Source organism: Streptomyces sp. NPDC058051 (genome assembly GCF_042885475.1).
Lineage (GTDB): Bacteria > Actinomycetota > Actinomycetes > Streptomycetales > Streptomycetaceae > Streptomyces.
Map to the genome: position 1 here is coordinate 16766 of NZ_JBHVRW010000035.1, position 26072 is coordinate 42837.

The 26072-nt window shown below is 67.8% G+C and carries 25 protein-coding genes and 3 pseudogenes; 18 read left to right on the forward strand and 10 right to left on the reverse strand.

Features of this window, described 5'->3' with window-relative positions:
- Window positions 1-134 precede the first annotated feature (134 nt).
- Window positions 135-476 (forward strand): transposase, encoded by a 342-nt coding sequence (locus tag ACFVUT_RS34340; RefSeq protein ID WP_389659610.1) that lies wholly within the window; start codon window positions 135-137, stop codon window positions 474-476.
- A gap of 49 nt (window positions 477-525) precedes the next feature.
- Here the strand turns inward: ACFVUT_RS34340 and ACFVUT_RS34345 are convergent, their stop codons facing one another.
- A complete protein-coding gene (locus ACFVUT_RS34345) occupies window positions 526-1074 on the reverse strand; it encodes a DUF4262 domain-containing protein (RefSeq protein WP_389659607.1) in 549 nt (182 codons plus the stop codon).
- 238 nt (window positions 1075-1312) lie between these two features.
- On the opposite strand from ACFVUT_RS34345, the gene ACFVUT_RS34350 reads away from it, so the two are divergent.
- A complete protein-coding gene (locus ACFVUT_RS34350) occupies window positions 1313-1759 on the forward strand; it encodes a hypothetical protein (RefSeq protein WP_389659604.1) in 447 nt (148 codons plus the stop codon).
- Window positions 1760-2500: 741 nt separating this feature from the next.
- Complete coding sequence (locus ACFVUT_RS34355; protein WP_389659601.1) at window positions 2501-3799, forward strand: Ig-like domain repeat protein; 1299 nt, start codon at window positions 2501-2503, stop codon at window positions 3797-3799.
- Window positions 3800-4259: 460 nt separating this feature from the next.
- Here ACFVUT_RS34355 and ACFVUT_RS34360 read toward each other — a convergent pair.
- A pseudogene (locus tag ACFVUT_RS34360) lies at window positions 4260-4412 on the reverse strand (transposase); the annotation flags it as partial.
- 114 nt (window positions 4413-4526) lie between these two features.
- On the opposite strand from ACFVUT_RS34360, the gene ACFVUT_RS34365 reads away from it, so the two are divergent.
- A complete protein-coding gene (locus ACFVUT_RS34365) occupies window positions 4527-6482 on the forward strand; it encodes a multicopper oxidase family protein (RefSeq protein WP_389659598.1) in 1956 nt (651 codons plus the stop codon).
- Window positions 6483-6824: 342 nt separating this feature from the next.
- Here ACFVUT_RS34365 and ACFVUT_RS34370 read toward each other — a convergent pair whose 3' ends face one another.
- The 3 genes from ACFVUT_RS34370 to ACFVUT_RS34380 are packed head-to-tail and all read right to left on the reverse strand — an operon-like array spanning window position 6825 to window position 11195.
- The gene (locus ACFVUT_RS34370; protein WP_389659594.1) at window positions 6825-9428 is read right to left on the reverse strand and encodes a cation-translocating P-type ATPase; all 2604 of its coding nucleotides are present in this window, start codon (window positions 9426-9428) and stop codon (window positions 6825-6827) included.
- A 7-nt stretch (window positions 9429-9435) separates the two neighbouring features.
- Window positions 9436-10293 carry a universal stress protein gene (locus ACFVUT_RS34375; RefSeq protein WP_389659591.1) on the reverse strand — a complete coding sequence of 286 codons (858 nt, stop codon included), beginning with the start codon at window positions 10291-10293 and terminating at the stop codon, window positions 9436-9438.
- On the reverse strand, window positions 10293-11195 hold the full coding sequence (locus ACFVUT_RS34380; protein ID WP_389659588.1) for a universal stress protein: 903 nt from the start codon (window positions 11193-11195) through the stop codon (window positions 10293-10295). Before ACFVUT_RS34380 ends, ACFVUT_RS34375 begins: the two co-directional genes overlap by 1 nt.
- Before the next feature lie 280 nt (window positions 11196-11475).
- On the opposite strand from ACFVUT_RS34380, the gene ACFVUT_RS34385 reads away from it, so the two are divergent.
- From ACFVUT_RS34385 to ACFVUT_RS34400, 4 genes are all read left to right on the forward strand, one after another.
- Entirely contained in the window at window positions 11476-11742 is a 267-nt protein-coding gene (locus ACFVUT_RS34385) for a CBS domain-containing protein (protein WP_389659585.1), read from the forward strand.
- 77 nt (window positions 11743-11819) lie between these two features.
- A complete protein-coding gene (locus tag ACFVUT_RS34390; protein WP_389659582.1) occupies window positions 11820-12653 on the forward strand; it encodes a CPBP family intramembrane glutamic endopeptidase in 834 nt (277 codons plus the stop codon).
- The gene (locus tag ACFVUT_RS34395; RefSeq protein WP_389659579.1) at window positions 12650-13849 is read left to right on the forward strand and encodes a sensor histidine kinase; all 1200 of its coding nucleotides are present in this window, start codon (window positions 12650-12652) and stop codon (window positions 13847-13849) included. Before ACFVUT_RS34390 ends, ACFVUT_RS34395 begins: the two co-directional genes overlap by 4 nt.
- Window positions 13846-14505, forward strand: coding sequence for a response regulator (locus tag ACFVUT_RS34400; RefSeq protein ID WP_389659576.1), 660 nt, complete (start codon window positions 13846-13848; stop codon window positions 14503-14505). Before ACFVUT_RS34395 ends, ACFVUT_RS34400 begins: the two co-directional genes overlap by 4 nt.
- A 58-nt stretch (window positions 14506-14563) precedes the next feature.
- Here the strand turns inward: ACFVUT_RS34400 and ACFVUT_RS34405 are convergent, their stop codons facing one another.
- Window positions 14564-15433 carry an IS5 family transposase gene (locus ACFVUT_RS34405; RefSeq protein ID WP_389659573.1) on the reverse strand — a complete coding sequence of 290 codons (870 nt, stop codon included), beginning with the start codon at window positions 15431-15433 and terminating at the stop codon, window positions 14564-14566.
- Window positions 15434-16069: 636 nt separating this feature from the next.
- Between ACFVUT_RS34405 and ACFVUT_RS34410 the strand changes: the two genes are divergently transcribed.
- From ACFVUT_RS34410 to ACFVUT_RS34420, 3 genes are all read left to right on the forward strand, one after another.
- Window positions 16070-16804, forward strand: coding sequence for a dienelactone hydrolase family protein (locus ACFVUT_RS34410; protein ID WP_389659570.1), 735 nt, complete (start codon window positions 16070-16072; stop codon window positions 16802-16804).
- A 173-nt stretch (window positions 16805-16977) separates the two neighbouring features.
- The gene (locus ACFVUT_RS34415; RefSeq protein WP_389659567.1) at window positions 16978-17259 is read left to right on the forward strand and encodes an amidohydrolase family protein; all 282 of its coding nucleotides are present in this window, start codon (window positions 16978-16980) and stop codon (window positions 17257-17259) included.
- A 292-nt stretch (window positions 17260-17551) separates the two neighbouring features.
- Window positions 17552-17917, forward strand: a complete 366-nt coding sequence (locus ACFVUT_RS34420; protein WP_389659564.1) for a hypothetical protein — start codon at window positions 17552-17554, stop codon at window positions 17915-17917.
- 241 nt (window positions 17918-18158) lie between these two features.
- Here ACFVUT_RS34420 and ACFVUT_RS34425 read toward each other — a convergent pair whose 3' ends face one another.
- Window positions 18159-18374 (reverse strand): hypothetical protein, encoded by a 216-nt coding sequence (locus ACFVUT_RS34425; RefSeq protein WP_389659561.1) that lies wholly within the window; start codon window positions 18372-18374, stop codon window positions 18159-18161.
- Between the two features lie 134 nt (window positions 18375-18508).
- On the opposite strand from ACFVUT_RS34425, the pseudogene ACFVUT_RS34430 reads away from it, so the two are divergent.
- Window positions 18509-18628: pseudogene (locus ACFVUT_RS34430) on the forward strand (hypothetical protein); the annotation flags it as partial.
- Window positions 18629-19201: 573 nt separating this feature from the next.
- Here ACFVUT_RS34430 and ACFVUT_RS34435 read toward each other — a convergent pair.
- Window positions 19202-20161 (reverse strand): annotated as a pseudogene (locus ACFVUT_RS34435) (recombinase family protein); the annotation flags it as partial.
- Here ACFVUT_RS34435 and ACFVUT_RS34440 point away from each other — a divergent pair.
- From ACFVUT_RS34440 to ACFVUT_RS34450, 3 genes are all read left to right on the forward strand, one after another.
- The gene (locus ACFVUT_RS34440) at window positions 20138-20302 is read left to right on the forward strand and encodes a hypothetical protein (protein ID WP_389659558.1); all 165 of its coding nucleotides are present in this window, start codon (window positions 20138-20140) and stop codon (window positions 20300-20302) included. The pseudogene ACFVUT_RS34435 and the gene ACFVUT_RS34440 sit on opposite strands and share 24 nt — an antisense overlap.
- Window positions 20302-20793 (forward strand): nucleotidyltransferase domain-containing protein, encoded by a 492-nt coding sequence (locus ACFVUT_RS34445; protein ID WP_389659661.1) that lies wholly within the window; start codon window positions 20302-20304, stop codon window positions 20791-20793. Before ACFVUT_RS34440 ends, ACFVUT_RS34445 begins: the two co-directional genes overlap by 1 nt.
- Before the next feature lie 126 nt (window positions 20794-20919).
- Window positions 20920-21075, forward strand: coding sequence for a hypothetical protein (locus ACFVUT_RS34450; RefSeq protein ID WP_389659555.1), 156 nt, complete (start codon window positions 20920-20922; stop codon window positions 21073-21075).
- Window positions 21076-21341: 266 nt separating this feature from the next.
- Here ACFVUT_RS34450 and ACFVUT_RS34455 read toward each other — a convergent pair whose 3' ends face one another.
- Together ACFVUT_RS34455 and ACFVUT_RS34460 are read right to left on the reverse strand one after the other, a co-directional pair.
- Window positions 21342-21785: a hypothetical protein gene (locus ACFVUT_RS34455; RefSeq protein ID WP_389659552.1), complete on the reverse strand. Its 444-nt coding sequence runs from the start codon at window positions 21783-21785 to the stop codon at window positions 21342-21344.
- Window positions 21785-22579: a DUF4231 domain-containing protein gene (locus ACFVUT_RS34460; protein ID WP_389659549.1), complete on the reverse strand. Its 795-nt coding sequence runs from the start codon at window positions 22577-22579 to the stop codon at window positions 21785-21787. Before ACFVUT_RS34460 ends, ACFVUT_RS34455 begins: the two co-directional genes overlap by 1 nt.
- Before the next feature lie 502 nt (window positions 22580-23081).
- Between ACFVUT_RS34460 and ACFVUT_RS34465 the strand changes: the two genes are divergently transcribed.
- From ACFVUT_RS34465 to ureA, 3 genes are all read left to right on the forward strand, one after another.
- Window positions 23082-23558 (forward strand): DUF6924 domain-containing protein, encoded by a 477-nt coding sequence (locus tag ACFVUT_RS34465; protein ID WP_389659546.1) that lies wholly within the window; start codon window positions 23082-23084, stop codon window positions 23556-23558.
- A 154-nt stretch (window positions 23559-23712) separates the two neighbouring features.
- The gene (locus ACFVUT_RS34470) at window positions 23713-24705 is read left to right on the forward strand and encodes an NUDIX domain-containing protein (protein ID WP_389659543.1); all 993 of its coding nucleotides are present in this window, start codon (window positions 23713-23715) and stop codon (window positions 24703-24705) included.
- Between the two features lie 970 nt (window positions 24706-25675).
- Window positions 25676-26062, forward strand: coding sequence for an urease subunit gamma (gene ureA / locus ACFVUT_RS34475; RefSeq protein WP_389659540.1), 387 nt, complete (start codon window positions 25676-25678; stop codon window positions 26060-26062).
- The last annotated feature ends 10 nt before the right edge of the window (window positions 26063-26072 follow it).

Sequence of the window (26072 nt, forward strand, 5' to 3'; positions counted from 1 at the left end):
GTTGGTTGCCGAGCAAGCTCCTGTCACCTGCGCCATGGTCTGCGCGCACATCGCCACGTTGCGCGGGGCTTCGTCCGCCGCACCACCCCGGGCGCCGCCGGGTGACCGGCCGGCTCACCCGTTACCCCGCGACCGTGACCGAGGAAGACCGGGCCGGCCTGAAGGAGGTCCTGGCCCGCTGCCCCGAACTGGACAAGGCGGCCGGACACGTCCGCGACTTCGGTGAGATACTCACCGACCGCCTCGGTTCCACACTCCCCACCTGGATCGACGCAGTCGACGCCAGTCAGCTACCCGGCCTCACAGGCTTCGCACTCCACCTGCTCCGAGACCTCGGCGCCGTGACAGCCCGGCTCACTCTCAACTGGAGCTCCGGCAGCATCGAGGGCGCCGTCAACCGCATCAAGAGGATCAAGCGGCGGCCATACGGCCGAGCCGGATCCGAACTGCTCCGCACAATGATCTCGCTTCAGTAGCTTGCGCGACAGTGTCGGTCTGGTCTGTCGCTGATTGGCACGTGAGAGGTCAGAGTTCGGTCGTCCAGACCCCGACAGGGTGCTCCCTCGGCGGCAGCCACAACTGAGGCTGCGACTCCCGATGCCTCTCCTCAGCCTGGTCTTCCCAGTGGAAACGGTCATCCACATCGGGCCATGCAACTTGCAGCACAGGCAACGGAGGCCGCCGGTAGAACCCCATAGCCCGCCCGAAGAAGGTTCGGTACCAGCGGACATCGACCTGCCTGAGCGCGACTTGGTGACCGTCGACAACCTCAGGATGCCTCTGGCCTTCAGCCAATACAGCACCCAAGGCGGACTTCGCTCCGAGCCTGTTCAGCATGCGGTGCATAGTGTGGATATCGAGTCCGAACATGGCGAGTTCAGGTCCGCCGTGAGTGTGCGCGAGGCCGATCGTGTAGGCGAATCCAGGACCGATCTCGTCCTCGGGAACCATCTGGACGTGCCATCCGTGCTGCTGCACATTCCCGGTGATCGTCAGGTCCACGCGGTCCGCCTCGTCTCGGTCACCGTAGTCATGGCAGAGGACACAGCGGCACTGGAACGAATCATCAGTCATGTGTGGAGGCTACGAGGCGGGCTGGACCTGTTGCACGAGCTCGGCCCGGCCGGACCCGCTTTCCGGCGCCCCGGTCGCGGCCGCCGTGAGCCGCTGCTGGACGCGATCGCCTCGAGCCGGTTCTCTTCATCACCTGCCGCGGCCGGCACCTCACGGTCGCCCTTCGGGCGACTTCCGCCGCCCTGAGCCCGGTGATCCGGGGTCACAGAGCGATCATCTGACGCGATACGGTTTGTGGATGGGCGTGCGTGACCTTTTGGCTTCCCCGGAGTACTCGGCCTGCAAAGCAGGCTGGGAGTCGCGGGCGGGGGTGAAGTTTGCACTGCAGCCAGAACCGTCCGTCGTTGTCGAGTGGCTGGCCGAGGAGTTCGAGTCGAGCGGGATCGAGGTCAGCGAGGTCGCCGAGGTGCTGGACGACGCGGGCTTTGCCGCGTTCCTGGATCGCAAGGCCGCGCTTGACGAGAGCGAGGGCGATGTTCAGGAATATTCCCCCGGCGACGAACCCGATCCTGACGATCTCGATGAGGTCGCGGAGGTTCATGGGTATGTGCACTCGGCGATCGCGGGGAATGCGATCTGGTACCTGATGGCGAAGCAGTCCCAGAAGCGCCTGGCCGACCACCTCGTCCGGCAGCGCGTACCGAAGGCACGAGCCTACGCGCGCGAGCTGATGAAGATCATCTGACTCGGTATCGCTCGAACCGCCCTCGTCGCTGCGAGTACGGCGTGTTCGGAAGGCCGGTCGGTGTCGGCAGCATCCCTTGGGGGAGTTCGCTCGACGTCACTGCCGGGCGGGCGGACGGGTGAGCAGGTACGTCCTGTCCTGGTCTGCGGCGGGCAACCCCCCTTGGCGCAGCCCATACGATCGGAGACCGGCGCACCGAGCTGCGTGACGAAGCACTGCCGTACGCCAGGAGCGCACCGGCCATCGACTTTTGCGAACGAATCGGGCCGTCGGCGACCGAGGGCAAGCGTGGCGACCCACGGTGGCCTTGCTTCGCCCGCAGTTAGGTATTCGGCATCGCCCGCCCTGTGCAATGGGAAGTCGAAGCCCTCAAGCCGGCCGAACTCCGGCACCTGGTCCTGGTGCCGCCGACCCGTACACCGACCGCACCGTGCCCGCCCGGCCGAGCCTCCCAGTTCCACCTCATGCGGACCACGGTCAGCGTCCCGTGTCGGCCGGATCTGGCCAGCACCTCCACGACCAGGTCCGGGATCGCAGAGTTTTGAGAGCACTCGAGTGCTTGCTTCGAGACCGTGACCGTGATCTCGGACTCGGAGGGGCCGAAGGCCGGGCCCTGGGATCCGCTGGTGTGAACCGACGGTGTGTCAGGCCGAAGGCGGGCCGTGGCCCTGGCCGGGTGATCCACAGTGGCGGAAGGAAATCCTCCGCCGAGAGGCCCTCTTCCGTCTTCTGGAGTGGATCGTGACGTTCTCACTGTCGGATGCTGCCCGCCGGTCGGGTCCTGGTGCCGGGCATCGTGCCGGCTCGGCCGCCGCCCGGGGCCGGGCGCTGGCCGTGGCGGCCGGTGTGTTCTGTACCGCCGCCATCGCTCCGGTGGCGCTGTCCGGGGCCGCCCACGCGCAGGGCACCTGTACGGTCTCGGGCCCCACCACCACCTGCACGTTCGCCTTCACCGGCGCCGAGCAGACCTTCTCCGTGCCCAGCGGTGTCACGCAGGTCGACGTCATGGCGATCGGCGCCGGCGGCGGCGTGGAGGACAACGGCGTGAGCGGCGGCCGGGGCGCCCAGGTGTCCGGCACGCTCACCGGGCTGTCCGGCGGGCAGACCCTCTACGTCGAAGTCGGCGGCACCCCCACCAACGGCAGCGGCGGCTCGTGCGCCGGCAGCGCGCAGTGCGCCGGTGGCTTCAACGGCGGCGGCAGTACCCGCTTCGGCGGAGGCGGCGGCGGTGCCTCCGACATCCGCACCCAGCCCGGCACCACCCCCCTGACCACCACCGACTCCCGCCTCATCGTGGCCGCGGGCGGCGGCGGAGCCGGCTGGGCCGGCCAGTGCACCGGAAGCCCGGGCGGAGACGCCGCTCAGCCGGGCGCGGATGCGACCTGCAGTGGAGGAGACGGCGGCGGGGCGGGCACGTCCACCCACGGCGGGACCGGCGGCACCGGCGGGGGCGGGGTGTTCGGCGGAGGGCCCGGCACGCTCGGTGTCGGCGGCACCGGCGGCGGCCCGGGCAGCTCCCTGACCGGTGGCGGCGGAGGCGGGGGCTACTACGGCGGAGGCGGCGGCGGCAACATCAACCCCTTCATCACTCCGAGCGGCGGCGGGGGTGGCGGAGGCGGCGGCTCGTCCCTGGTCCCCACCGGCGGCACCGGCCCCACGGTGACCGGCGCCGCCGCGGGCATCACCATCAGCTACCTCACCCCGGGCAAGCCCGTGACCACGGATCTGGTCTCGCACCCGCACCGGACCCCACGAGTCGGCCAGAGGGTGTCACTACGCGATGCGGTCTGCCCCAGCGGCTCGAGCGCCGCGACAAGGCCCACCGGAACCGTGACATTCACCGACGCCACGACCCACACAACCCTGGGCACCGCCCCCCTGAGGTCCTTCCGCCGGAACTGCGCCGCCGCGGTGGTCATCACCTCGTTCCGGACCGCCGGCACGCACACCATCACGGCCGTCTACAGCGGTGACACCGTCTACCAGGGCAACAGCAGCAACCCCGAAACCCTCATGCTGAAGGTGCTCCCGCGCTGGTGACGCCGCAGCACAACCACGGGGCGCACCCCTACGGGCTCCTGCCGAACCACCCACCCGGCGGGGCCCCACATGTCCCGTTGGGAACTGCTGGAACCAACTCTGACGGCCTGGCAAGATCTTCGTGCAGGCGGAGCGTTTCAGTTCGCCAGGCTCCTCACACCGTGGCGTCCACGACGCATGGCTTACGACGGTGGCGACAGTCGGCTTGATCAAGGACACTGGTACGGCCCGGCCGGAGTGCAGTAGCAGCACTGTCACGACACTGCCCCCGCAGCGTAGAAGTCGCGTGTTCACTCCGCCGGAGGGAACTGCACCCAGTCGATACCCCTGCTGGTGGCGATCACCCGCACGGCGGAGCCGGACCGGCTGTTGTGGGACGCAGTGGCTGGAAGGAAATTCAGCCAAGCTGCATGCGCACGTCCGCGACGCCTTCCTCCGCGCGAACGGCCCGAGCCAGAAGTGGCAGATACTCCCACTGGATCCCGGTGTGCAGGACAAACAGGATCCCGCACAGCGCCCGACGATCCGGCACCCTCGGCCGACCGGCCACCAGTTTCGGACCCGGCTCCGATAACAACGGCTCGATCAGCGACCACAGTTCATCCGAGACGATCCACTGAAGATCTTGGTTCGCAACGTTCCGAGTGGCTCTTCTCCGTCGTGTCGGAAACACTGGAACAGTTTCTAGGACTGAAGCCGATGGGGGGCCGTGTCCAGGAGGGCACATATGGCCACAAGGCGACAATTCATCAAGGCCGGCCTCGCGGGCGGAACCTGCCTCTTCCTCCCTACCGGCGGGGCCGCCTCCACGCGGGCCTGGCCGGGGATCCCCAGCCGTGTCCTGGACCCGACGCGCATCGACAAGTACGTCACCGAGCTCGCCGTCCCGCCGGTCATGCCCTGGGCCAAGAGAGACGAGGCAGGAGGCGTCGACCACTACACGATCGGCGCTCAACAGTTCCGGCAGCAGATCCTGCCGGCCGGTATGCCGGCCACGACCGTCTGGGGATACGGGTCGACCCGGCATCCAGGAAGCTTCTCCTACCCGTCGCACACCGTCGAGGCGACCTTCAGCCGGGCCGTACGGGTCACGTGGGTGAACCAGCTGCTCGACCGCCACGGCAATCATCTGCCTCACTTGCTGCCGGTGGACCCCACACTGCACTGGGCCAACCCCGAAGGCGGCATCTCACGGCGTGATACGCGCCCGACCTTCACCTCGACACCCGGCCCCTATACCGGCCCCGTGCCGATCGTGACCCACCTGCACGGGGGACACAACACGCAGGAGAGCGACGGCTACCCCGAGGCGTGGTACCTGCCCCGCGCATCCGACATCCCCGACGGATACGCACGGGTGGGCACCTTCTACGAACGGTTCAGGACACTGTCCGAGAACCAGTTCGACGCAATATGGGAGCCTGGAACCGCCATATTCCAGTACGCCAACCAGGAGCGTGCCGCCACCTCCTGGTTCCACGACCATGCCCTCGGGGTCACTCGGCTGAACGTCTACGCGGGGCTGGCAGGTTTCTACCTCCTGCGCGGCGGGCCCTCCGACCTCCCGGACGGTGTGCTTCCGGGGCCGGCGCCGAAACTCGGCGACCCCCCGGGAAGGCACTACTACGAGATCCCGGTCGTCATCCAGGACCGGTCGTTCTCCACCGACGGCAGCCTGTACTACCCGGCGAGCCGCGCATCCTTCGACCACTTCACCGGGCCGTACATCCCCGGCAGCGACATCTCCCCCATCTGGAACCCGGAGTTCTTCGGCAACACGATGGTGACCAACGGCCGTACCTGGCCCACTCTCTCCGTCGAGCCGCGCCGCTACCGCCTGCGGTTTCTCAACGGCTGCAACGCACGCTTCCTGATCCTGAAGATCGTCACCGACCCGATGGCCCCTCGTCCCGCGGACCCGGTGCTCCCCTTCTGGCAGATCGGTTCAGAGGGAGGCTTCCTGCCCGCACCCGTACAGTGTGACCAACTGCTCACCGCCCCCGCCGAACGCGCCGACGTCGTCGTCGACTTCACCTCGGTCCCGGTCGGCACTGATCTGTACCTCATCAACGAGGGACCCGACGAGCCGTTCAAGGGCGGGAGAGCAGGCACGGACTTCCGGCCGGCGTCCCCCGGGACCACGGGACAGGTCATGAAATTCACGGTGGCACGACCACTAGCCGCGCCGGACAAGACCGTACCTCCCGCCCACCTCACCCTTCCGCCGTTCGAACCACTGGGTCCAGCGAGCCACACCCGGCAGGTCTCCCTGCAGGAGCAGAACTCCGCGGTCCTGCAGGGCGTGGGCCCCCGCATGGTGATGCTCGGCACCGTGGACCAGCACGGAAACCCGACCCCCATGGGATGGGCCGATCCCATCACGGAGAACCCGACACTCGGGGCGACCGAGATCTGGGAAATACACAACTCCACCGGCGATGCCCACCCGATCCACATCCACGAGGTCCAGTTCCAGGTCGTCGACCGGCAGAGCACCGGGCACAACCCAAGACCTCCAGAGCCCTGGGAGAGCGGTTTCAAGGACACAGTCATCGCCTATCCGCACGCCATCACTCGGGTCAAGGCCACCTTCGACCGGGCGGGACAGTATGTGTGGCACTGCCACATGCTCGAACACGAGGACAACGAGATGATGCGGCCGTACCGTGTCGGCCCTCACTGAACGCCAAAGCACCTCGCTGCACGCTGCCATCGCCATGTGACGGTGACCGTTTCAGTCACCTGGTGCGTCGCCCGGCACCGGCCGCCACCTGTTCCAGGCGCTGGTGGCCGGGCCCGGTTGAAGATCGTGCCGCGGCTCGCAGTCGGTGAAGCGAGGATGGTGGAGGTTTGAGTACCTGGCCTGTCTGTGTAAGTGCGGGCTGGCTGGCTCGCGCCCGGTGGCCGGGTGTCGGTGCTCGCTCTTGCCCGGCCCGCGCTTCTGGCTGCGGCGGAGGCCGGGGCCGGCGGCAACTGAGTGCGCGGGTGCCTCATCAGTCGGCTTCCTGACGGACTCGCACCAGTCTCATGGCTTCGCCTTCGCGGCCTTCACTTCCCGGAATGCGTTTCGTGTGAGCCGAGCGGCCAGGTAGCCACTCACGAGGGCGACCGTCGCGAGAGCGCCCCCGGACCAACCGATCGGGTCGGTCTCCAGGACCGACCGCAGCGGCGGAACGTACAGCGCCGCCACCGCCAGCAAGGCGGACGCGAGCACAGCCAGGGGAAGGAAAAGGTTCTGCCGGGTCAACAGACGCGTCCGCAGGCCCATGACGACGCCGAGCTGCGCGCCGAGCAGCGACAGGAACAAGACGCTCTGCCACGGAAGGTTCCAGGCTCGTGCGACAACACCTGCGGCGAGACAGACCACGGTGGCGACCGCGGCCAGCACGAGGAGACGCTGCCATGCTCCGGCGCCGAGGATGTGCTGACCGGATGGCCTCGGTGGTCTGCGCATGGCGTCCGGGGCCGCCGGCTCGGCGCCCATGGACACACCCGTCAGACCGTGGGTCAGTAGATTGATCCACAGGATCTGACCGGCCCTGAGCGGCAGCGGAAGCCCGAGAAAGGGGCCGGCCAGCATGACGAGGATCTCCGCGGTACCGCCGGCCAGGCCGTAGACCAGGAAGTGCCGGATGTTGTCGTAGACGCGTCGGCCTTCCTCCACGGCCGTGACCACGGTCGACAGGTTGTCGTCGGTGAGGACGAGGTCGGCCGCCTGTCGTGCGACCTCCGTTCCCCGCTTGCCCATCGCCACTCCGATGTCGGCGCGGCGCAGGGCCGGGCCGTCATTGACGCCGTCGCCGGTCATGGCTGTGACCGCCCCCCGGTCACGCCAGGCATCGACGATGTCCAGTTTCTGCTGTGGGTCCGTTCGGGCAAACACCCGCGCCGTGGTGAGGTCGGCGATGCGACCCGCTGCCAGATCGGTGCCGCTGATCACTTTCTCGTCATCGCTGTCCGCGCCGACGAGTCCCACCCGGGCGGCCACGGCGCGGGCGGTGGCCGGGTGGTCGCCCGTGATGAGGACCGGCGTGATCCCCGCTGCTCGGCAGGCAGCGAGTGTGGTGGCCGCCGCGGATTTCGGGGGATCGCTGATGGCGACGAGGCCCAGCAGTCGCAGGCCCGTCTCAACCGTGGTTACGCTGCTCGGTTCGTTCCGACATTCAGTGGACGCGACTGCGAGGACCCGGAAGCCACGGGAAGCAAGGATCGCCGCCTGTTTTCTCGCGCTCATCAGTACGTCCTTGCGGTCCGCGAGGACTGTCGCGTCGAGCACCACTTCCGGCGCCCCTTTCAAGCACACCAGCAGATCGCCCGACGCCATTCGGTGCACCGTGGTCATGCGCTTGCGCAGGCTGTCGAACGGCGCTTCCCACGTCCTCGGGTACAGCCTCCTGAGCTTCGCCTGATCCGCACAGCCCGCTTTGACCGCAGCTGCCAGGAGCGCGGCTTCCATGGGGTCGCCGATCGCAGTCCACCGGTGCTCATCGGTGGCGTGGCCCTGAGGTTGCCGCAGAGTGGCGTCGTTGCACAACGACGCCACGGTCAGCAGCTCCCGGACAGGGCCGAACTCGGCGGGAGTCGGCTGCCTGCCATCCACCTGGACATCCCCCTGGGGTTCGTATCCCACTCCGAAGATGTCCGCTGCGACCGACGGTGTCCATACGCGCTGGACGACCATGCGGCCTTCGGTGAGGGTGCCCGTCTTGTCTGTGGCCAGAACGGTCACGGAGCCGAGCGTCTCCACGGCGGGTAGCCTGCGTACGAGTGCGTGCCGGGCCGCCATGCGGCGGGCTCCCAGTGCGAGCGCGAGGGTCACGACGGCCGGCAAGGACTCGGGAACCGCCGCGACGGCCAGGCTGATCGCCGTCACGGCCATGGTTCCGGCCGGCAAGCCGCGTGCGAGTCCGAGGGCGAAGACCACCAGGCACAATCCCAGGGTGGCGAGGGCCAGGATGCGGCCCAGGGAGGCCAGACGGTGCTGCAGCGGTGTCGGCTCGCGCGGGCCGTCGAGCAGTGCGGCGATACGGCCGAGTGCGCTGGCAGCGCCGGTGGCCGTGACCGTTGCGACGCCCCGTCCGCGCATCACGACAGTCCCTGCGCCCAGCAGCGAACCGGCGTCCTTGTGCACGGGAACCGATTCCCCGGTGAGCATGGATTCGTCGATGAGAAGGGCGGATGCTTCGATGAGCGCGGCGTCAGCAGTAACAATGTCGCCCTCGCCGAGCAGCAAGACGTCGCCGGGCACCACAACAGCTGCGGTGACCTCCCGTGCGGTGCCGTCACGCACCACGCGGGCGCTCGGTGCCGACAAGGCCGACAGGACCGCCACGGCGTGGTCGGCACGGATCTCCTGCACGACTCCCACCGTTGTGTTGAAGACGATCACCAGACCGATGACCACCGCATCCGGGTGGTCACCGATCACGATCGTCAGCACTGCTGCACCCAGCAACACCATGATCAGAGGATCGCGAAGCTGCGCAAGTACGCGGCTGTGCAACGGCGCGCTGCGCGCCGCCGCCACCTCGTTGCCGCCGTGCTCGGCCAGACGCCGCTCGGCCTCCGGCCCAGCCAGCCCGCAGAGCTCCTGCCCGGGTTCCCCTTCCCCGGCCGGGGTGGTCGTCACCGCGGGTTCACACCAGGGGAACTGTGATCACCGGGCAGTGTGCCCGGTGCAGCAGTCCGTGGACAACGGAGCCGAGCCGCATGCCCGTGTAGCCGCCCCGGCCACGGTGGCCCACTATGACGGCCAGAGCGTGTTCAGACGCCCCGGCCAGTTCCTCCACCGGATGTCCGGTCGGCACCTCGTGCGTCAGGTGCACGTCCGGGTACTTCGACGACCAGCCCGCCGTGGTCTCGCAGAGCATGCGCCGCTGAGCCTGCACGGCAACCTGCTCGTCATGGAACATGACTACGGGTGGCTGCCAGACCGAGACGGTGCGGAGGGCGGCTCCCCGGAGATCGGCCTCCTCGAACGCCAGCCCCAGCGCCGCCTCCGAGGACTCGCTGCCGTCGATTCCCACGACCGGATGACTGGGTTCCTGCGTCATGTGCTCCGCGTCGCCCACGACCACCACGGGACAGCGTGCCTGGGCCGTGACGGGGACGACGAGAGAGCCGGCACTGAAGTACTCCGCCGTACGGCTCAGGTGCCGGGATCCGAGAACGACCATGCGGGCCCGCGCGGACAGCCCGCCCATCACGGCAGCCAAGAATCCATCGAGCAGATCGGTGGCCGACCGCAGTTGAGGATGGCGCGCACGGGCCCGGTCGGCGCCTTCCCGAAGGACGTCCGCCCCTGCTTGGAGCATGGCCTTTCTGCCTGGGCTGTCATCGCCGTGATGCCGGTCGTACGACGGGGGTACGGCCACGACGAGCCGGAGTTCCAGTCCGCGTCGATGCGCCTCGTCAACGGCCCAGGCCAATGACAGGTGCCAGTTCCTGGCCGGATCGATACCGATGATGAGTTCACGGCGTTCGTCGGTGCCCATCACGACTCACTCCCACGCCCGGAAGGGTGCCGCGGAATGAGCTGCACGGGGCAGTGCGCGTGGTGCAGAAGGCTGTGCGTCGCCCGCCCGAGGGTGGGGCCGATGAAACCGGGCGATCGCCGCCCGCCCATCACCAGCAGATCCGCGTGGCGCGATGCCTCCACCAGGACCCCGGCGACGGTCAGATTCTTCTCGGCTTCCGCCTGCACGTTTAGGTTCGGGAATTCGCCTCGGATCCGGTCCGTCACGGTCATCAGGTGATGGACGTGTTCCTCGGCGAACGCTTCGATGTCGTCGAGCATGGGCACAGCGAGTCCGGCGGATTCGAGAATGTTCCACACGTGCAGCAGCCGCAGCGAAGCCTCACGGATCTCGGCTTCGCGCGCCGCGTACCGGGCGCATTCGGTGTCGTGTTCGTCACGGACCGCGGCGAGCACTACTCCGGTCTCGCTCCCGTCGTCAGTGCCCCTGACCACGATGACCGGTGTCGTGGCGCCTGCGGCGAGCTTCAGGCCGACGGATCCGAGCATGAGGTTCTTGAACCCGCCGAGACCGCGGTTGCCCACCACTACAGTGCCGCGCAAGCCGGCGATCCGGTGCAGGCTGGGGGCGGGTGCGCCGCGGCTGAACTCCGTCGTGACGCGCAGACCGGAATACTGTTCCGTGACGGCAGCGGCGGTTTCCCGCAGTAGTTCGCGGCCCGCGCTGCGAACGCGCTCGATGCTCTCCGCCGAGAGGTAGAGAACCCGGCCGTCCGTGTCAGCCGCGTAGACGATGCGCAACGAACTGTCACGGCGCGCGGCCTCGGCCGCTGCCCACAACGCCGCCTGCCGGGCCGGCTCGGAGCCGTCGACACCCACGATCACGGAGCCCAGTTCCGGGCTGCCGGTGGTGCCTTTCATGGTTCCTCCTCACCTAGGGCCACTGAAGGGTCAACTCTCAGGCTGGCACCACGGGCCCATGCAGGGCGAGGGCCGCTCAGGGCCCGCCGGGGCCCATGGACCCTTTCGAGAGAATCCTGCCGTGCACGGCTGCCCGGGCGCCCGATCCAGGTCCGACCGGTCCCGGCCACGACCCATTCGGCCCTCCTCCTCCCGGTACGGTCCGGCGGATTGTGGTCCCTGGACAACCTGCGGGCGCTGCGTCCATGCGGCTCCCTGCGAGAAGGCAGGAGGCGCCTCCATGAAGCGCATCAAAGTGGGAGATCTAATGACCGACGAGGTCGTCTCGGCCGTCCCGGTCACCTCCTTCGAAGAGATCGCGAAGCTGCTCGCCCAGCACAACATCAGCGGACTGCCGGTGCTCGACGACGATGATCGGGTCGTCGGCGTCGTCTCCGAGAGTGACCTGCTGAACCGACAGGCGGCTATTGGACCGTCCAGGTCTACGGGAGCTTTGTCCCCCGTGCGAGCTACGCGAAGGTGTCCACTGGGAGGTGACGATTTCTGATCACCGTTTCCATAGCGTTCGGTTCAGCCGCGGCGCACCGGTCGCGGACCGGAGAAGGAACCGAGGGAAGAGTCGTCATGAAACTGGTGTGGCAGATCCTGGCCGTGGTCGCGGTCGGTGCGGTCGGTGGCCAGAGCGTCACCGCGGTGCAGGACAACCCGTGGCTGTCGCTGCTCCTGGGCGGCCTGACGGTTGTGCTCTCCGTGTTTGTCTACCGCTGGGTCGTGGGACGTACCGAGCGGCGCCCGGTCACGGAACTGGCCCGCGAGGGAGCGCCGGGATCGCTCCTGCGGGGCCTGGTCATCGGCGTCGTGATGTTCGGGTGTGTCATCGCGAACATCTCCTTCCTTGGGGACTACAAGGTCCACGGCTTCGGCTCGCTGACCGGCGCGATCGGGCTGGTCGGCTTCATGGCCGGGGCTGCCGTCACGGAGGAACTGATGTTCCGCGGCCTGCTCTTCCGGCTCGTGGAGCGGGGTCTTGGCACGTACATCGCGCTGGCGCTGTCCGGCGTGGTGTTCGGCGCGGCCCATCTGCTCAACGAGAACGCCACTCTGCTGGGTGCCGTCGCCATCGCGATCGAGGCCGGCGGCATGCTCGCTGCCGCCTACGCCGCCACCCGCTCCCTGTGGCTGCCGATCGGTCTGCACTTCGGCTGGAACTTCGCGGAGTCCGGTATCTTCGGCACCGAGGTCTCGGGCAACGGCGACACACATGGACTGCTGGACGCCTCGATGTCGGGCGCCAAGCTGATCACGGGCGGTGAGTTCGGCCCCGAGGCCAGTGTGTACGCGGTGCTGTTCGGCGCACTGCTGATGGTCGCCTTCCTGTGGCTCGCTCGCAGGCGCGGCCACATCGTCCCCCGACCGCGGGCCGAGCGCGTCGACGTGCTCGCTACACTCGCCCGGTGATGAGCCTTCGGGGGGTCGGCCAGGTGTGGCGTCGGCTCGACGTCACCGTCCGAGACCTTCCGCTCGGACTACTGTTCCTGGTCACGTCGTTCCTGCCGGGACTGCGCGGCCATGGGACGATGGTCGGGGATCTGCCGACCCGCCCCTTGGACACGCTCGCCGTCGCGGCACTCGCCCTCGAATGCCTTCCGCTCGCGTTGCGTCGGCGGTGGCCGGTCCTCTGCCTCGCCCTGGTCGCGTGCGGCTTCGCCCTGGACCAGCTGCGCGGCTACCATTCGGCTGCCGGCACCGCACTGCCTATCGCGCTGATCAGCACGGGGTTCCATCTGGAGCACCGCCGGCGCCCCACCGTGATCTTTCTGTCCGCGGCGTACGTGCCGCTGGCAGTCGCGCTGTCCCGGCTCGGTTCGGGCGGCGAGACGCCGGACGGGTTCGTGACGTTCTACCTGGTGCTGGCCCTGGCCTGGGGCGCCGGGGCATGGCTGCGCTCCGGTCGGGTCGCGGAGGCCGAACGACGCGAACGTGTCGTCGCACAGACGCGTACCGCCGAACGGGCCCGGATTGCCCGCGAGTTGCACGACGTGGTAACCCATCACGTGACTGCCATGGTCGTCCAGGCCGAAGCCGCCCACTACTTGACCGCCACTCCCGAGCGGCTCGAACAGTCGCTGACCGCGGTCAGCGACACCGGCCGCCGCGCCATCGCCGACCTGCGCCACCTGCTGGACCTGCTCAACCCCGACCACGGCACCGGTACCGACCTGGGCGCCGGCTCCGGGACGGCGGCGGCCGAGGAGCCCAGGACACCGGCCGTCGGCAGGGTCCTCGCCCTCGTCGAGCAGACCCGCCGGGCCGGGCAGCCGGTGGACTTCACCGAACAGGGCACGCTGCCGACCTCGACCGGCAGCGCCGACCTCGTCGCCTACAGGGTGGTGCAGGAAGCACTGACCAACGCTCTCAAGTACGCTCAGGGGAGCCGGACTTCGGTCCGGGTACGGCACAGCGAAGAGGACATCACCGTGGAGGTCAGCACGGACGGGACCGGCTCACGCATGTCTGCGGCCGTCGGCAGCGGGCGGGGCCTGGTGGGCCTGCGTGAACGCGTCGACGTCCTGGGCGGCGACTTCAGCGCCGGCGGCGGCGTGGACGGCGGCTTCACCGTGCGGGCGCGCATCCCCGTCGGCAGCCCCTCGTGAGTGCACTGATACGGGTCCTGGTCTGCGACGACCAGATGCTGGTCCGCACCGGCCTTGTCACCATCATCGGCGCCCAGCCCGACATGGAAGTGGCGGGCGAGTGCGGGGACGGGCGGACCGGAGTCGAACTGGCCTACAAGACGCGGCCCGACGTCGTCGTGATGGACATCCGCATGCCGGTCCTCGACGGCCTCGAAGCCACCCGTCTGCTGGCCGGTGCCGGAGTGTCCCATCCCGTCAAGGTCCTCGTGGTGACCACGTTCAACCTGGACGAACACGTCTACGAGGCACTGCGCGCCGGCGCCAGCGGCTTCCTGCTCAAGGACGCGCCTCCGGACCGGCTGCTGCACGGCATCAGGACCGTGGCCACCGGCGCGGCCCTCCTCGACCCCGACGTGACGCGCCGACTCGTCGGCCGTTACGCCGCCCGCATTCGCCCCGCCGACAACACCACCCGCGACAGCCGGCTTACCCCTCGCGAACTGGAGGTCCTCCGCCTCATCGCGGACGGCCTTTCCAACCGCGAGATCGCCGCGGCCCTCGTCATCAGCCAGGAGACCGTCAAGACCTTCGTCTCCCGCATCCTCACCAAGCTCCAGCTCCGTGACCGCGTCCAGGCTGTCGTCTACGCCTACCGCCACGGCCTGGCGACCTGACAGCACCGCGTAGACGGCGGCGAGTCGGCGCCGTCAGAGGTCGTTTTATCCCGTTGTTTTATCCCGGAATCTGCTGTTCGGCGTGTGGTGTCGGGTCGCTCCAGGAGATGGTGTTCTCGCTGGTGAGGGGGCGGGTCATGAGGTCGGTCATCGTAATGTGGATGATGGCCTGGGAGCGGGTGGGCAGGGTTTCGTAGTCGCGGGCCGGGCGGCGGTGGAGCATATGCCAGCCGTAGGTCCGCTCGACCGCCCACCGTTTGGGGATGGGGGTGAAGCCCCTGGTCCCGGGTTTGCGGGCTGTGATTTCCATGTCGATGCCGAGGGCGGCGGCGTGCTCGACGAGGTGCCGGCGGTAGCCGCCGTCGACCCAGACCTTGCGGATGCCGGGGTGGTCGGCGGCAACCTGGTCGAGCAGACGGGTGCCGGCCACGGAGTCCTGCACGCTGGCCGCGGTGACCAGCACCGCGAGGAGAAGGCCGAGCGTGTCGGTGACGATGTTCCGCTTCCGCCCGACGGTCTTCTTGCCTGGGTCGATGCCCTGGCTGGAGGTGTGGACGCTGGTGGAGGTCTTGACGCTCTGGGTGTCGATCACGCAAGCCGTTGGTTCTGCGTCCCGGCCTTCGTTTTCTCGCAGTAGTTGCCGGAGCAGGCCGTTGAGCTGGGTGAACATACCCTCGTCGGCCCACTTGGCAAAGTAGCCGTGGACCGTGTTCGAGTGCGGGAAGTCGTGCGGGAGGTAGCGCCACTGGACTCCGGTGCGGTCCACGTACAAGATCGCGTCCATGATGTCGCGCAGGTCGTGTTCGGGCGGCCGGCCGAAGTCCAGGGCCCGGCCACGGCGCTCGAAACGCCAGGCGGCCAGGGCCGGCTCGATCAACTCCCAGCGTGCATCGGACAGATCACTCGGATACGGACGTCGCTTCGCCATGCTTCCGGCGTACCGCCGGACACCGAGTGCGCCCAGGCGCACAGCGATGGCGCCGCAAGCACGCGACCGCCGAAGCCGGGCGTCCTGGGATGAGACAGGCGCAAGCTGCTTCCCGCCTCAGTCGTCACCCCGTCCGACCCGCGTGCCCCAGTCAGACCTGTCATCTCTTCCGCACCACAATCCCGCACCCTGAGAATCACCACAAAAGAAAAGCAACACAGATGAAAACGACCTCTCAGAGTCTGTTTTCGATCCCTGGCGGGCGTTTGCCCAGCTCGGAATTCGAACAGGGCCTTCGAAGTGTGGTGAGGGCCGAGCAGACACAAGATTGGTATCGCTGTCACGGGCAGCGCGCTGACCGGGTTCAGGATCCGAGGTGCTGACCGAGATCATTCTCGCGAACAGCGCTGTGGACTGGGAGGGCTGGCATCGATCCTGTGCGGTGGGCTACGTTGTGCGGCTATGACTACCGGGACGGCATTGCGCCACACACGGATTGGTGACCCGGCGCTCCTCTGAGCGCTGTACGGGCCGGAGCTGGCCCGCTATTGGATCGAGGATCCGGCGCTGCTGCGCGGGCTCCGCCTCCTGTCGTGTTGATCACAGCTCGACACGTCAACCACGACAGGAGAACTTATGCCCATCAAGACGCTGCACATCCCCACCGCGGACGGCCAGGCCGACGCTTTCGCAGCCTTCCCCGACTGCGGCGGGCGGCACCCAGGGGTGCTGATGTACGCGGACGGCTTCGGCATCCGGCCCGTGCTGCGGGAGATGGCCAGCGAACTGGCCGGGCACGGGTACTACGTGCTCGTCCCCAACCTCTTCTACCGGCACGGCCCGGCACCGGTGATCGCACTTCCCGAGCACATCGGAGAAGAGGTCCGGCCCGCGGTCTTCGCCCAGCTGATGCCCTTGATCGAGGCGCACACCACCGAACGTGTCCTGAGCGACGCCGACGCCTACCTCAGCTTCCTCACCACCCAGCCCGAGGTCGGCGCCGGACCGGTCGCGGTGACCGGCTACTGCATAGGCGGCCTCCTGGCGATGCGTACCGCCGCGGCCCACCCCGGCCAAGTGGCCGCCCTCGCCGCATTCCACGGCCCCGTGGGCGTCGACGGACCCGACCTCTTCTCCAAGCTCACCGCCCAGGTCCATCTCGGCCACGCCGAAGGCGACATGACGCCCGAGGCCCTCGGTGAGCTCAACCAGGCCCTGGACGCCGCGGGAGTCGGCTACACCTCCGAGATCTACCCCGGCACCATCCACGGCTTCACCATGTCCGACACCGACGCCTTCAACCCCGTCGCGCTGCAGCGCCACTGGGACCGCCTGCTCCCTCTCCTCGACCGCACCCTGGCCAACAGCTGAGGCTCCGGCTCGGAAGCCAAACCCAATACATGGGTCCGGAGTCCTAGCGATAGGGCACCGCGTACATACCGACACTCTCGGCGTTCGCCGAGAGTGCAGAGATTTGGCAGGGCCGCGAATCCAGCGCACGGCGCTCGAACTGGCTCCTCGGCTGGCAAGGCCTGATCGACAATGTGCGTCTGGCACACGAAGCGGGCGTCACGGTCCTCGCCGGGACGGACACCTTCCCGTGTGGCACCGTTGCCACTGAGTCTCAGTGGCTGGTGCGGGCGGGGATGCCAGCAGAGGAAGCGCTCGGGGCTGCCTCATGGACAGCACGGGACTGGCTCGGGCTGCCGGGCCTGATTGATGGAGCGCCCGCCGATCTCGTTGCGTATGACCAGGATCCTGCTGCGGAGCCAGATGTTCTTGGACGACCGAAGCGAGTAATTCTGCGGGGCCGGGTCATGCGCTGACCTTGCGGGTGTTCATTGGCGGGAGGAGGCTGGCTGAGGCACACCTGCGCGGAACTGCGGCTCGTTTCGGTCTTCACTGCGGGGCGGCCCACGATCCGCGCCGTCATTGCTCGTCCAGCCAGGAGCATGAGGAGCTGGAGCTCCCCGGACGCGGCGTCAGGGAACAGAACAGTCCGCCAGCCCTGGTGTGCCCGGTTGTCGCGGTCGTTTCGATCTGGAACCCACGCACCCAGCTTGGCTCCGCGATCGGTGGCACGTCGTGGACACCGGCTGGGCTGACTAGGGTCTCCGGATGAAGTTTCGCGGAGCACTTCTCACCTTGTTCATTGTGCCGCTCGTCGTCGGCCTGTTCCTGATAGCGCGGGGCGCGGGGGTGCCCAGCGACGCCGAGTGCAACGGGATAATCTCGAACGACGAGAGCGACGAGAGCGAGGAGCTGAGTGGCCCGATGGCGAAGGACGATGTCTGCGATGTCTACTCGTTCTTGTCCCGCCTCTCCTACGGCACCCGCACTGTCAGTCAGCAGCTCAACTATCAGGGCCAGCAGCGCTCCAATTACTACAAGATTGGCCTGTATCTCACCGGCTACGGCCTGCTGGGCTCGGGCGTGGTCGTCGCGGCCGCCTGGCCCTGGCGGCGCGATGCGGACGAGGACTGAGTTCCAGCACATTCGAACGGCGTCCCGGCAGCCGTACCCGTAGAGGTCGTACCACGATCATGAGTTGGCCTTCTTGTGAGTGGGTGGTGGGGTGGCAGCGGGTGGGCGTCAGCGGAATCGCGGAGTGGATGTCCTGGAAGCGGGTGCAGGACGGGGCTGTGGTCGCTGTCATGGGGTGACCAAACGGATGTTGTGGTGTGGCTAGCAGGTTGCTTGCTGGCTGTCATGGCTTTCGCTGTTCCTACACACCGGCGCGCTCTCCGACATGCGCAAGCACGGCCTGTCCGAGAACGGCGGCTCCACCGAGACGGGCGACTTCCTGCGGAACCTCACCCTCAAGGGCCTGGAGGCCGCCTCCTACGAGATGCGGCGCCCGGTCACGGAGGATGGGCTCCACCGCGCGCGGCGCGGGCTCCAGCGGCGCCTCCCACCCGATGGCCGTCAACGAGAGCGTCATCGCGCTCCTGCGCCCGAAGCCGAACATGGCCAAGCTCGCCGACGACCCGCCCGACGTCCAGGCCGCCGCCCAGGCCGCCGTCGACGCTCCGGAACGGCATCGGCACCATCACCTCGTACTGGACCGAGGTCCCGCTGCCCGCCACCGGCACCTGGACCGCACCCGGCAAGGGCGGCGCCCGGGCCGACCTCGTACTCACCGCCCCGCAGGACCAGGTGCCGCTGCTGTTCATCGAGGTCGACAACTGCCACGAGACCGCCGAGGAACTCGCCGCCAAGCTGGAGAAGTACGCCCGCTTCTTCCGGCGCAACGCGAAGGACACCGACGGCAAGGAGCGCCCGATGTGGCGTACGCGCTGGACGGCCCCCGAGGGCCGGTACGGCGATGCGCCGCATCCGCCCGTGCTGCTGGTGTTCAACCGCATCGGCGAGCGCAACCCCAACCCCAACTGCACCGTCCCGCGCCTGCAAGAGCTGACCCGTCAGCTGTGGCAGGGGGAGCGGCAGCGCGGCGGCCACCATCTCTACGACCGGAAGATCCCGATCATCGCGGTCGGGCTGAACAATCTTCGCGAGCACGGACCGGCCGGCGCCGTGTTCGTCCGCTTCGGCCGCGACCACATGGAGCCGCTCCTGGAGGCGATCGGCAACCCGCGCCGTGAGGCCGCCGACGCCCGCGAGCACGAAGAGTCCAAGGCCCGCCAGGCGCAGTGCCAAGCGCAGGTACGGCAGGCGGTCCAGGAGCAGGCGGCGAAGCAGGCCGCCATGGTTGCCGTCAGCGGCGGCGGTGTCCAGGCCGATCAGAGCTCGTTCGTGGATGAACTCCCGCTCGACCTCGGCCATGGCAGCGAACACCACGAACAGCACCTTCCCGGAGCCTTGCGGATCGTACGTGCCGGACAGCGGGCCGCTGAGGATTTCCAGGCGGTGGTCGCGTTCGGCGAGGCCCTGTGCGGAGGTGATGAGCTCAACCATGTTGCGGCCGAGGCGATCGAGCATCGTGACGGTGAGGGTGTCGGCCGGGCGCAGGTCGGCGAGGGTGGCGTTGTACTCGGGGCGGATCTTCTCCCGGGTGCCGATCTTCTCGACGTAGATCCGCACGCAGCCAGCCTTCTTCAGGAGGCGGACCTGCCCGGCGAGGTCCTGGCCCTTGCTGGAGACACGGGCGTAGCCGATGCGGTCGCCGGCCCGCGCGAGGAGTCCGGCATCGAGGTCGGGTTCGGGTCCGGGCTGCCAGGTGCGGCCAGGGCCTCGCGCGGCGGGGATACGGATCGGGGGTCCGGACTTGAGCGCGGGGATCTTGCCGTAGCGGCCAGTGTGGTAGTCGACGGCGACGACGCCGGAGTTCGCCCGGCACACCGACCCGGGCGGCGCCCCGCACCGCGGGCACGGCTCGCGCTCGATCAGCTCGGCGAGGGTGAGCTCGTCCAGGTCGTCGTTCACGCGTTTCCCTCCCTGCCGCTCGTCTCCCGGCGGCCATCCCGAATTCCCGTCCCGCTTCCTGTCGGACGCTCGCGGTTCCGGGACGCCTCCAGCGACCTCGGCGCCGCGAACGGCGGTCGTTCCGGAATCGACCGGTTCCGGAACGGCGGACGCCCCGCCTGCTCTAGCCACTGGAGGGGGTCGGGTGCAACCGGTTCGGAGTGGGTTCAGCAGTTCGAGCGGAGACGGTGCCGCAGGGGTGCCGGGCCCGCGACATCCCACTGACACTTCGACCGTGACAAAGATCGCGGCGGAGGTATGGCCTGCCGGAGGCGACCGCTGATGCGAGCTGACAACAACCAGCACATCGTCGATGCGGCCCGACAGTGCAGCGAGTACACCCGTGCCAAGGCCGTCCAGGCACTCCGCACTCTCGACGCCGCGGGCGAACCGGTCACCTTCGAGACCGTCGCGACCCATTCGAGAGAGGGAGCAATAATCCGATGATGACGGGCACGGATGTGTCAGCCGTTCTGGCTGTGCTGCAACAAGCCGGCGTCGAAGTCTGGGTGGGAGGTGGTTGGGGCATCGACGCTCTCGTCGGTGCCCAGACCCGCCCGCATCGAGACCTGGATCTGATGCACCGGCGCGAGCAGGAACCTGCCGTCATCGCGGCACTTGCCGAGGTCGGTTACGTCGAAACGCTCGACTGGCGACCTGTGCGGTTCGTGGTCGCGGACGGGGACGGATACGAGATTGATCTGCATCCGTTGGTCTTCACGCACGACGGCTCCGCGGTCCAGGCCTCGTTGGAACCTGGAGAAGACTTCGACTATCCCGCCGCATGTTTCGTCACCGGCACGATCCAGGGGTCCGTAGTGCCCTGCCTGTCAGCACAGCAACAGGTCTACTTCCATCAAGGCTACGAACCGACGGACCGTGACCGTCACGACATGGCCCAGCTGCGGCAGGCATTCGGCCTCGAAACCCACTTCTGATCCCGGCATCACCCATCCCGGGACGGTAACGATCCCCACCCGTCGAAAGAGAGCTATATGTCGGTACCCGATGCGTCCTGCACAGCCACCACGACGCAAACGTCCAGGCCATCGGCCCGCCCAGCAATGAAGCTCAAGATAATCCAGCAGCAGGTCGGCCATGAGCACGCCTCCACCACCGCGATCTACACCTGCGTCTCCTCCGACTACCGCACCCGCACCCTGCGCCGGGCCCTGGACGCCACCGTTGAGGCCGCGATGCGGCCGGGAAGGACTTCGTGATGTCCCGCCAGATCACCTACCGGTGGCGCCTGCGCGAGCTGATGGCCACCCGCGGCATGTTCACCGTCCCCGAACTCATGCCGCACCTGGCAGATCCACGCCGATGCCCTCGGCCCCCTCACCCGAGCCCATGGAGACGGACTATCCGTCTCCCGGTGAAGCATCCCGCGAACTGAATTCGCCAACAGTGTCTTGCAGCTCCCGGGGACAGAGCCTTTCGCATCCGACGGAGGGCTTCACGCCAGAGGCAGAGCGCGGCCCCTTGGTCAGTCGCTACTCCGGGGCCGGGAACGTTGCTGGACCACCAGCGAGATCGACGGCACGTCCGGTGGCAGCGCCCACTCGGTGACGTGCAGGCCTGCAAGCTCGATCAGTTCCTCCGGAACGCCCAGCAGGTGCAGGGGTGTCCGACGATGGCGGGTCAACCAGGCACGCCGCCGTTGCTGTTCCTGCGGGGGGAGCTGCGTCCACACATCGATCACCACCCCGGGGGGCGCGTCGGGCGCGGGGAGGGTGCGCCCTCGTACGTAGCGCAGGTTGTCGACGTCCGCGGCGAGCGCGACCAGGCACCAGGCGACCTCGTAGGACAGGGTGGGCCCGTGGTCGGACTGCAGCCGACGGGCCCGCCGTTGCCAGCGCGGTGCCAGCAGCCAACGGACCGTCACCAGCGACGGCTTCCGATCGCGGCGGTTTTCCTTGCGGCCGCTCATTACGCCGAGCGCTCGTCGCGTGAGGTGCTCTGCTCCAGCTGGATTTCACGTTTCCGCTGTTCTTCTTTGATGCTCTCGACCTTCCCGGCGTAGCGGATGAGTCGATCGGTCTCGTTAAGCCCCTCGTAGTCATCGAGCTGGAACCCGCTGGCGTTGTAGTTCTTCTCGATATCGTCCGCTGTAGCCTGAGAAGTAGTACCGCGCTCCCGGAATTTGAAGTACCCGGTGACACCGGCAGAGATGCCGACCAGTGCACTCAGGGACGAGGTGGCGATCGATAAGGACGAATTGGATCCCTCGTTCATCGCCGTGAGGGTGGACACGGTGATCGACCCGGTGATGATGAGTAGCTGGAACGCGTTATGTACACGCCTATTGCGACTCGCCTGGGCCCGGTAAGCAGTGATGACATCGAGAGAGGCTTCCCGGTAGATACGCAGGCCCGAGGTGGTATCGAGAGGGAGCTGCGCGGCTGCGGACTGACGAGCCTGCAGCGCCTCCCGGAACGCGCTTGTCTTGGTAGCCAATGTCTTATGGTTCTTGTACAACCAGATTGCGCACGCGATCCATAAGAGGTTGACGATGATCAGGGAAAGCCATCGAGTGATCCCGTCGTTTGCTCTCCAGAATCCGAGGGCGACGGTATATCCGAGGATTCCCGTTAAAGCCAAAGAGCCCAGCAGGATCAGCCAGCCGATCCTCTGAAGCGTCCTGGCGGCCCTGAGGTCTGCTTCTTTCAAGCCAAACGCGGCGAAACTTGTCCGGTACAGCTCATGCGGATCATCCGTCGCCATAGCCCCCCCAGGTGTAATTCCCCAAGGTAGAGGGCGCACCGAAGGGGCCGCAACGGCGCATTGGGGCAGGGAATGCCTTATGTGACTTGAGCTATCCAAGGCAACTTGTGAGGCTCACGAGTTACAGAAATTTCGATCGGAAACTCCAGCAGATCGTGGCGGAGTTCACCGACGTGGAACGGTCGACCCCGAGCGGTAGGCACCCGCCAGTACGAACACCTCGCCGACGGCATTCCTGCTGCCAGGGGCCGGCCGGGGCGGCGTCGTTCAGTGAGTCTGTCCGGTTTGATCACGTGATGCCGAGGTGGCCAGGGCCTGGTTGACGTCGCGGGCATGGTGGCGGAGGTCGGCGGTACTGCTGGTGTGTCCGCTCAGGCGGAGGGCACCTGTGGCCAGGTTGCGCGTCAGCATCCAGGTGGAACGCCGGTCCCATGGGACGTGACAGACGGTCCATGAGACAGTCTCGGCATGGCTCACCGATCGTCACCGAGAAGAAGGATTCATGGGAACGTTGCCCGTTGTAACCCGCCGCGATAAGTTCGATGCCTTGGTCGTCAGGACCGACTACCGCGACGACCAAGCGTGGCAGGACGTGGCGGCGGCGCTGATGGAGCCCTGGGGAGACAGGCAGTACGAGGCGCACGTCCACTTCATCAACGATCCGGCCTGGGAGGGGGCGACTGCCGACGAGGTACTGACCGCGGTCAGTGCTGATGAGGACCTGTCCGTCGTCTTCCTTGCCGACCGGGTGAGCATGCAGGCCGAACACCACCCGCTGTTGGCGGTCACCACGCTGACGCAGGAGGACTGCGTGGACGATGAGGACTACGAGCAACTGACGGAGTTCGGCCGCGAGTTCCGCACCATCCCCGCAGGGGTTCACGAGGTCTACGCGAACCTGAGTATCGGCAACCTGGGCTTCGAGGAGTTTGCGGCATGGGCCAACGATGCTCCCGAAGGGATTTTCCGGACCTTCTGAACGGAGTAAAAGTCAGGACTGCGCCGTTTAGGTAGTGCATCCGGGTTGGTGGGGCTTCAGGGGAACGGGACCAGGACCGCGAGGTGTTCGTCGGGGCTGGCGCGGAGGCAGGCACGGCTCCCGGTGATCACGAGGTGTCGAGTCCCTGATCATCATGACGGAAGGCCATGCCTGCCCGCTCATCCCGGGCTCTCTGGGTCAACTCACCGACGTCGCACCGGCCGTCCTCGGTGGTCTCCCCAGCCTGCTGACCTGCCTGGCTCAGGTGCCCGACCCTCGCCGGGACCAGGGCCGGCGCCACCCGCTCGCCTTCGTCATGTCCCTGGTCGCGTGTGTGGTCCTGGCCGGAGCGAAGTCATTGGCCGCGATCGCGGAGTGGGCCGCCGACGCCCCGCCGCACGTCTTGGCCCGGCTCGGCGGCCCGTGCCGGGAGCCGGACCGCGGCCCCGTCACCCCGGCCGAGGAGTTGCACTGCACCGCCTGCCGACGTGTCTACCGGCGCGAGTGCGACGAAATGGCCGCCGAGGGTCAGGCCCCGCCCTTGGAGCGAGAATCGCACCGGTTTGTAACTGTTCTGTGTCAGGTCAGGGATGCGCCCCGGACCGTGCGGGCGGTGCGGTTGGCGTCCCGCCTCATGAGCACAGCGCATCTTCCTCCTGCCCAGTACTACGCCTCCCTGCCCAAGCACATCGCGGGAGCCGGAGCGATCTTCCACGATGCCGACGGGCGCATTCTCCTGGTCCAGCCGTCCTACCGCACCGACACCTGGGAGATCCCCGGCGGCGGACTGGACATGGGAGAAGACCCGCTGCAGACGGTCCGGCGTGAGGTCAAGGAAGAGTTCGGCATCGACCTCACGCCGGGCCGGCTGCTGGCTGTGGACTGGGTACCTGAGCAAGCCGACGGCCGCCCCCCGCTGGCGAACTACCTGTTCGACGGCGGCCCGATCACCGAGAGCCAGGCCCGGGCACGTATTCACCTCAACACCGACGAGCTCACCGCATGGCAACTGGCGATCCCCGACCAGTGGGACACCCTCCTGGTCCCGCACATGGCCCGCCGCCTGCACGCGTGCTCCCGCGCCCTGAACCAGGGCATGACCGTCTACCTGCACCACGGGTTCGACGCCACCCGTCAACAGACTTGACGCCCCGCCACCCTTCGGGTCGGCGCAGGGCGTCTGCCGGAAGGAGAACCGCCGTGAACACACCACGAATCCCGGTTGCCGCGCCGTGCCTGGACGCGACCGATGATCCCCGATCGCCGGATCGGGATGCTGCAGGACATCCCAGCAGGGGTATGAGGCTGGGTGCAGGGCTGCCAGGGTTCGGGCCCGGGTGATGGAGGACGCGGCCCGGGACTGTGCCGCGGCGAAGTCCAGCCCGCCGTCCCGCCAGATCACCGCCTCCCCGTCCAGAACCGTGCCCGGCCACAGTTCCATGTCGGCCCCGGCCAGGTCCATCCAGTGCTGGGTGACGAGCCTCCCGGACCGGGCGTACAGCACGACGGTGTCGTCGGTACGGCGCAGCACGGTTCTGTGTCCGTCGTTCTCCAGACTTTGTTGTGTCTCATGAGACACATGCGCGGCGCCGTCACTTTCGTCGACGAGCCACTGCGGTTCAGGGCCGAATCCATCCATCGGTTGACATCGGCTGCGTGACAGCATTCGTCGGCACGATTTCCGTTGCGATGGGCGACAGATTCGGTCAAATGATCTCATCGGCATCCGTTCGGGGGTGACTGTGCGGTTATGCGGCAGCGTGCTGGCTTGTGGCGTGATGATCGTCTGCGGCGCGGGATGGTTCGGCTGATGAACCGGTGGAGCCGCATCGCGCTGCCGACTCATGTTCGTCGCTGAATCCGGGAAACCACAGGCGTAGTCCACACGCGCAGATGCACCTGCTCGTCCAGGTGGCGACTGCCAGGGACGCGGCGGTGCTCAGCGCCGCAGGGTGCTTGTCGAAGGGGCGGCGCCTGTTCGCGGGGATGTGCCGACCGGACGTACCTGCCGAGCCCGATGGATGGGCCCGGTCGGTCGGTCGGGCGTGGGCCGGGGACGCATGGTGCCGCTGTCCCTCTTGGGGCCAGGGCACTCTCACCACCGTAGAGGAGCACGGATGCACCTGATTCCCTCAGAGCAGGAGAAGCTGCTGCTGAGCGTGGCCGGGATGCTGGCCAGCTATCGCAAGGAACGCGGCATCAAGCTCAACTACCCCGAGGCGGTGGCCTACATCAGTTGTTGGGTCATCGAGGAAGCGCGGGCGGGCAACTACACCGTCGACCAGATGATGAGCGATGCCGACGTTCCCCTGGAGCAGCGGAAGGGTGACACCCAGGGCCGGGGCGAGAGCGTCCTGACGACCGACGACGTCATGGAGGGCGTGCGCGAGATGCTTGACATCCTCCAGGTCGAGGCGACCTTCCCCGACGGGCGCAAGCTCGTCACCCTCTATGACCCGATCCGTGCGCCGAAGGCCGCCCCGCTGCCCGCTCCTATCCGCTGAGGTCGCATCC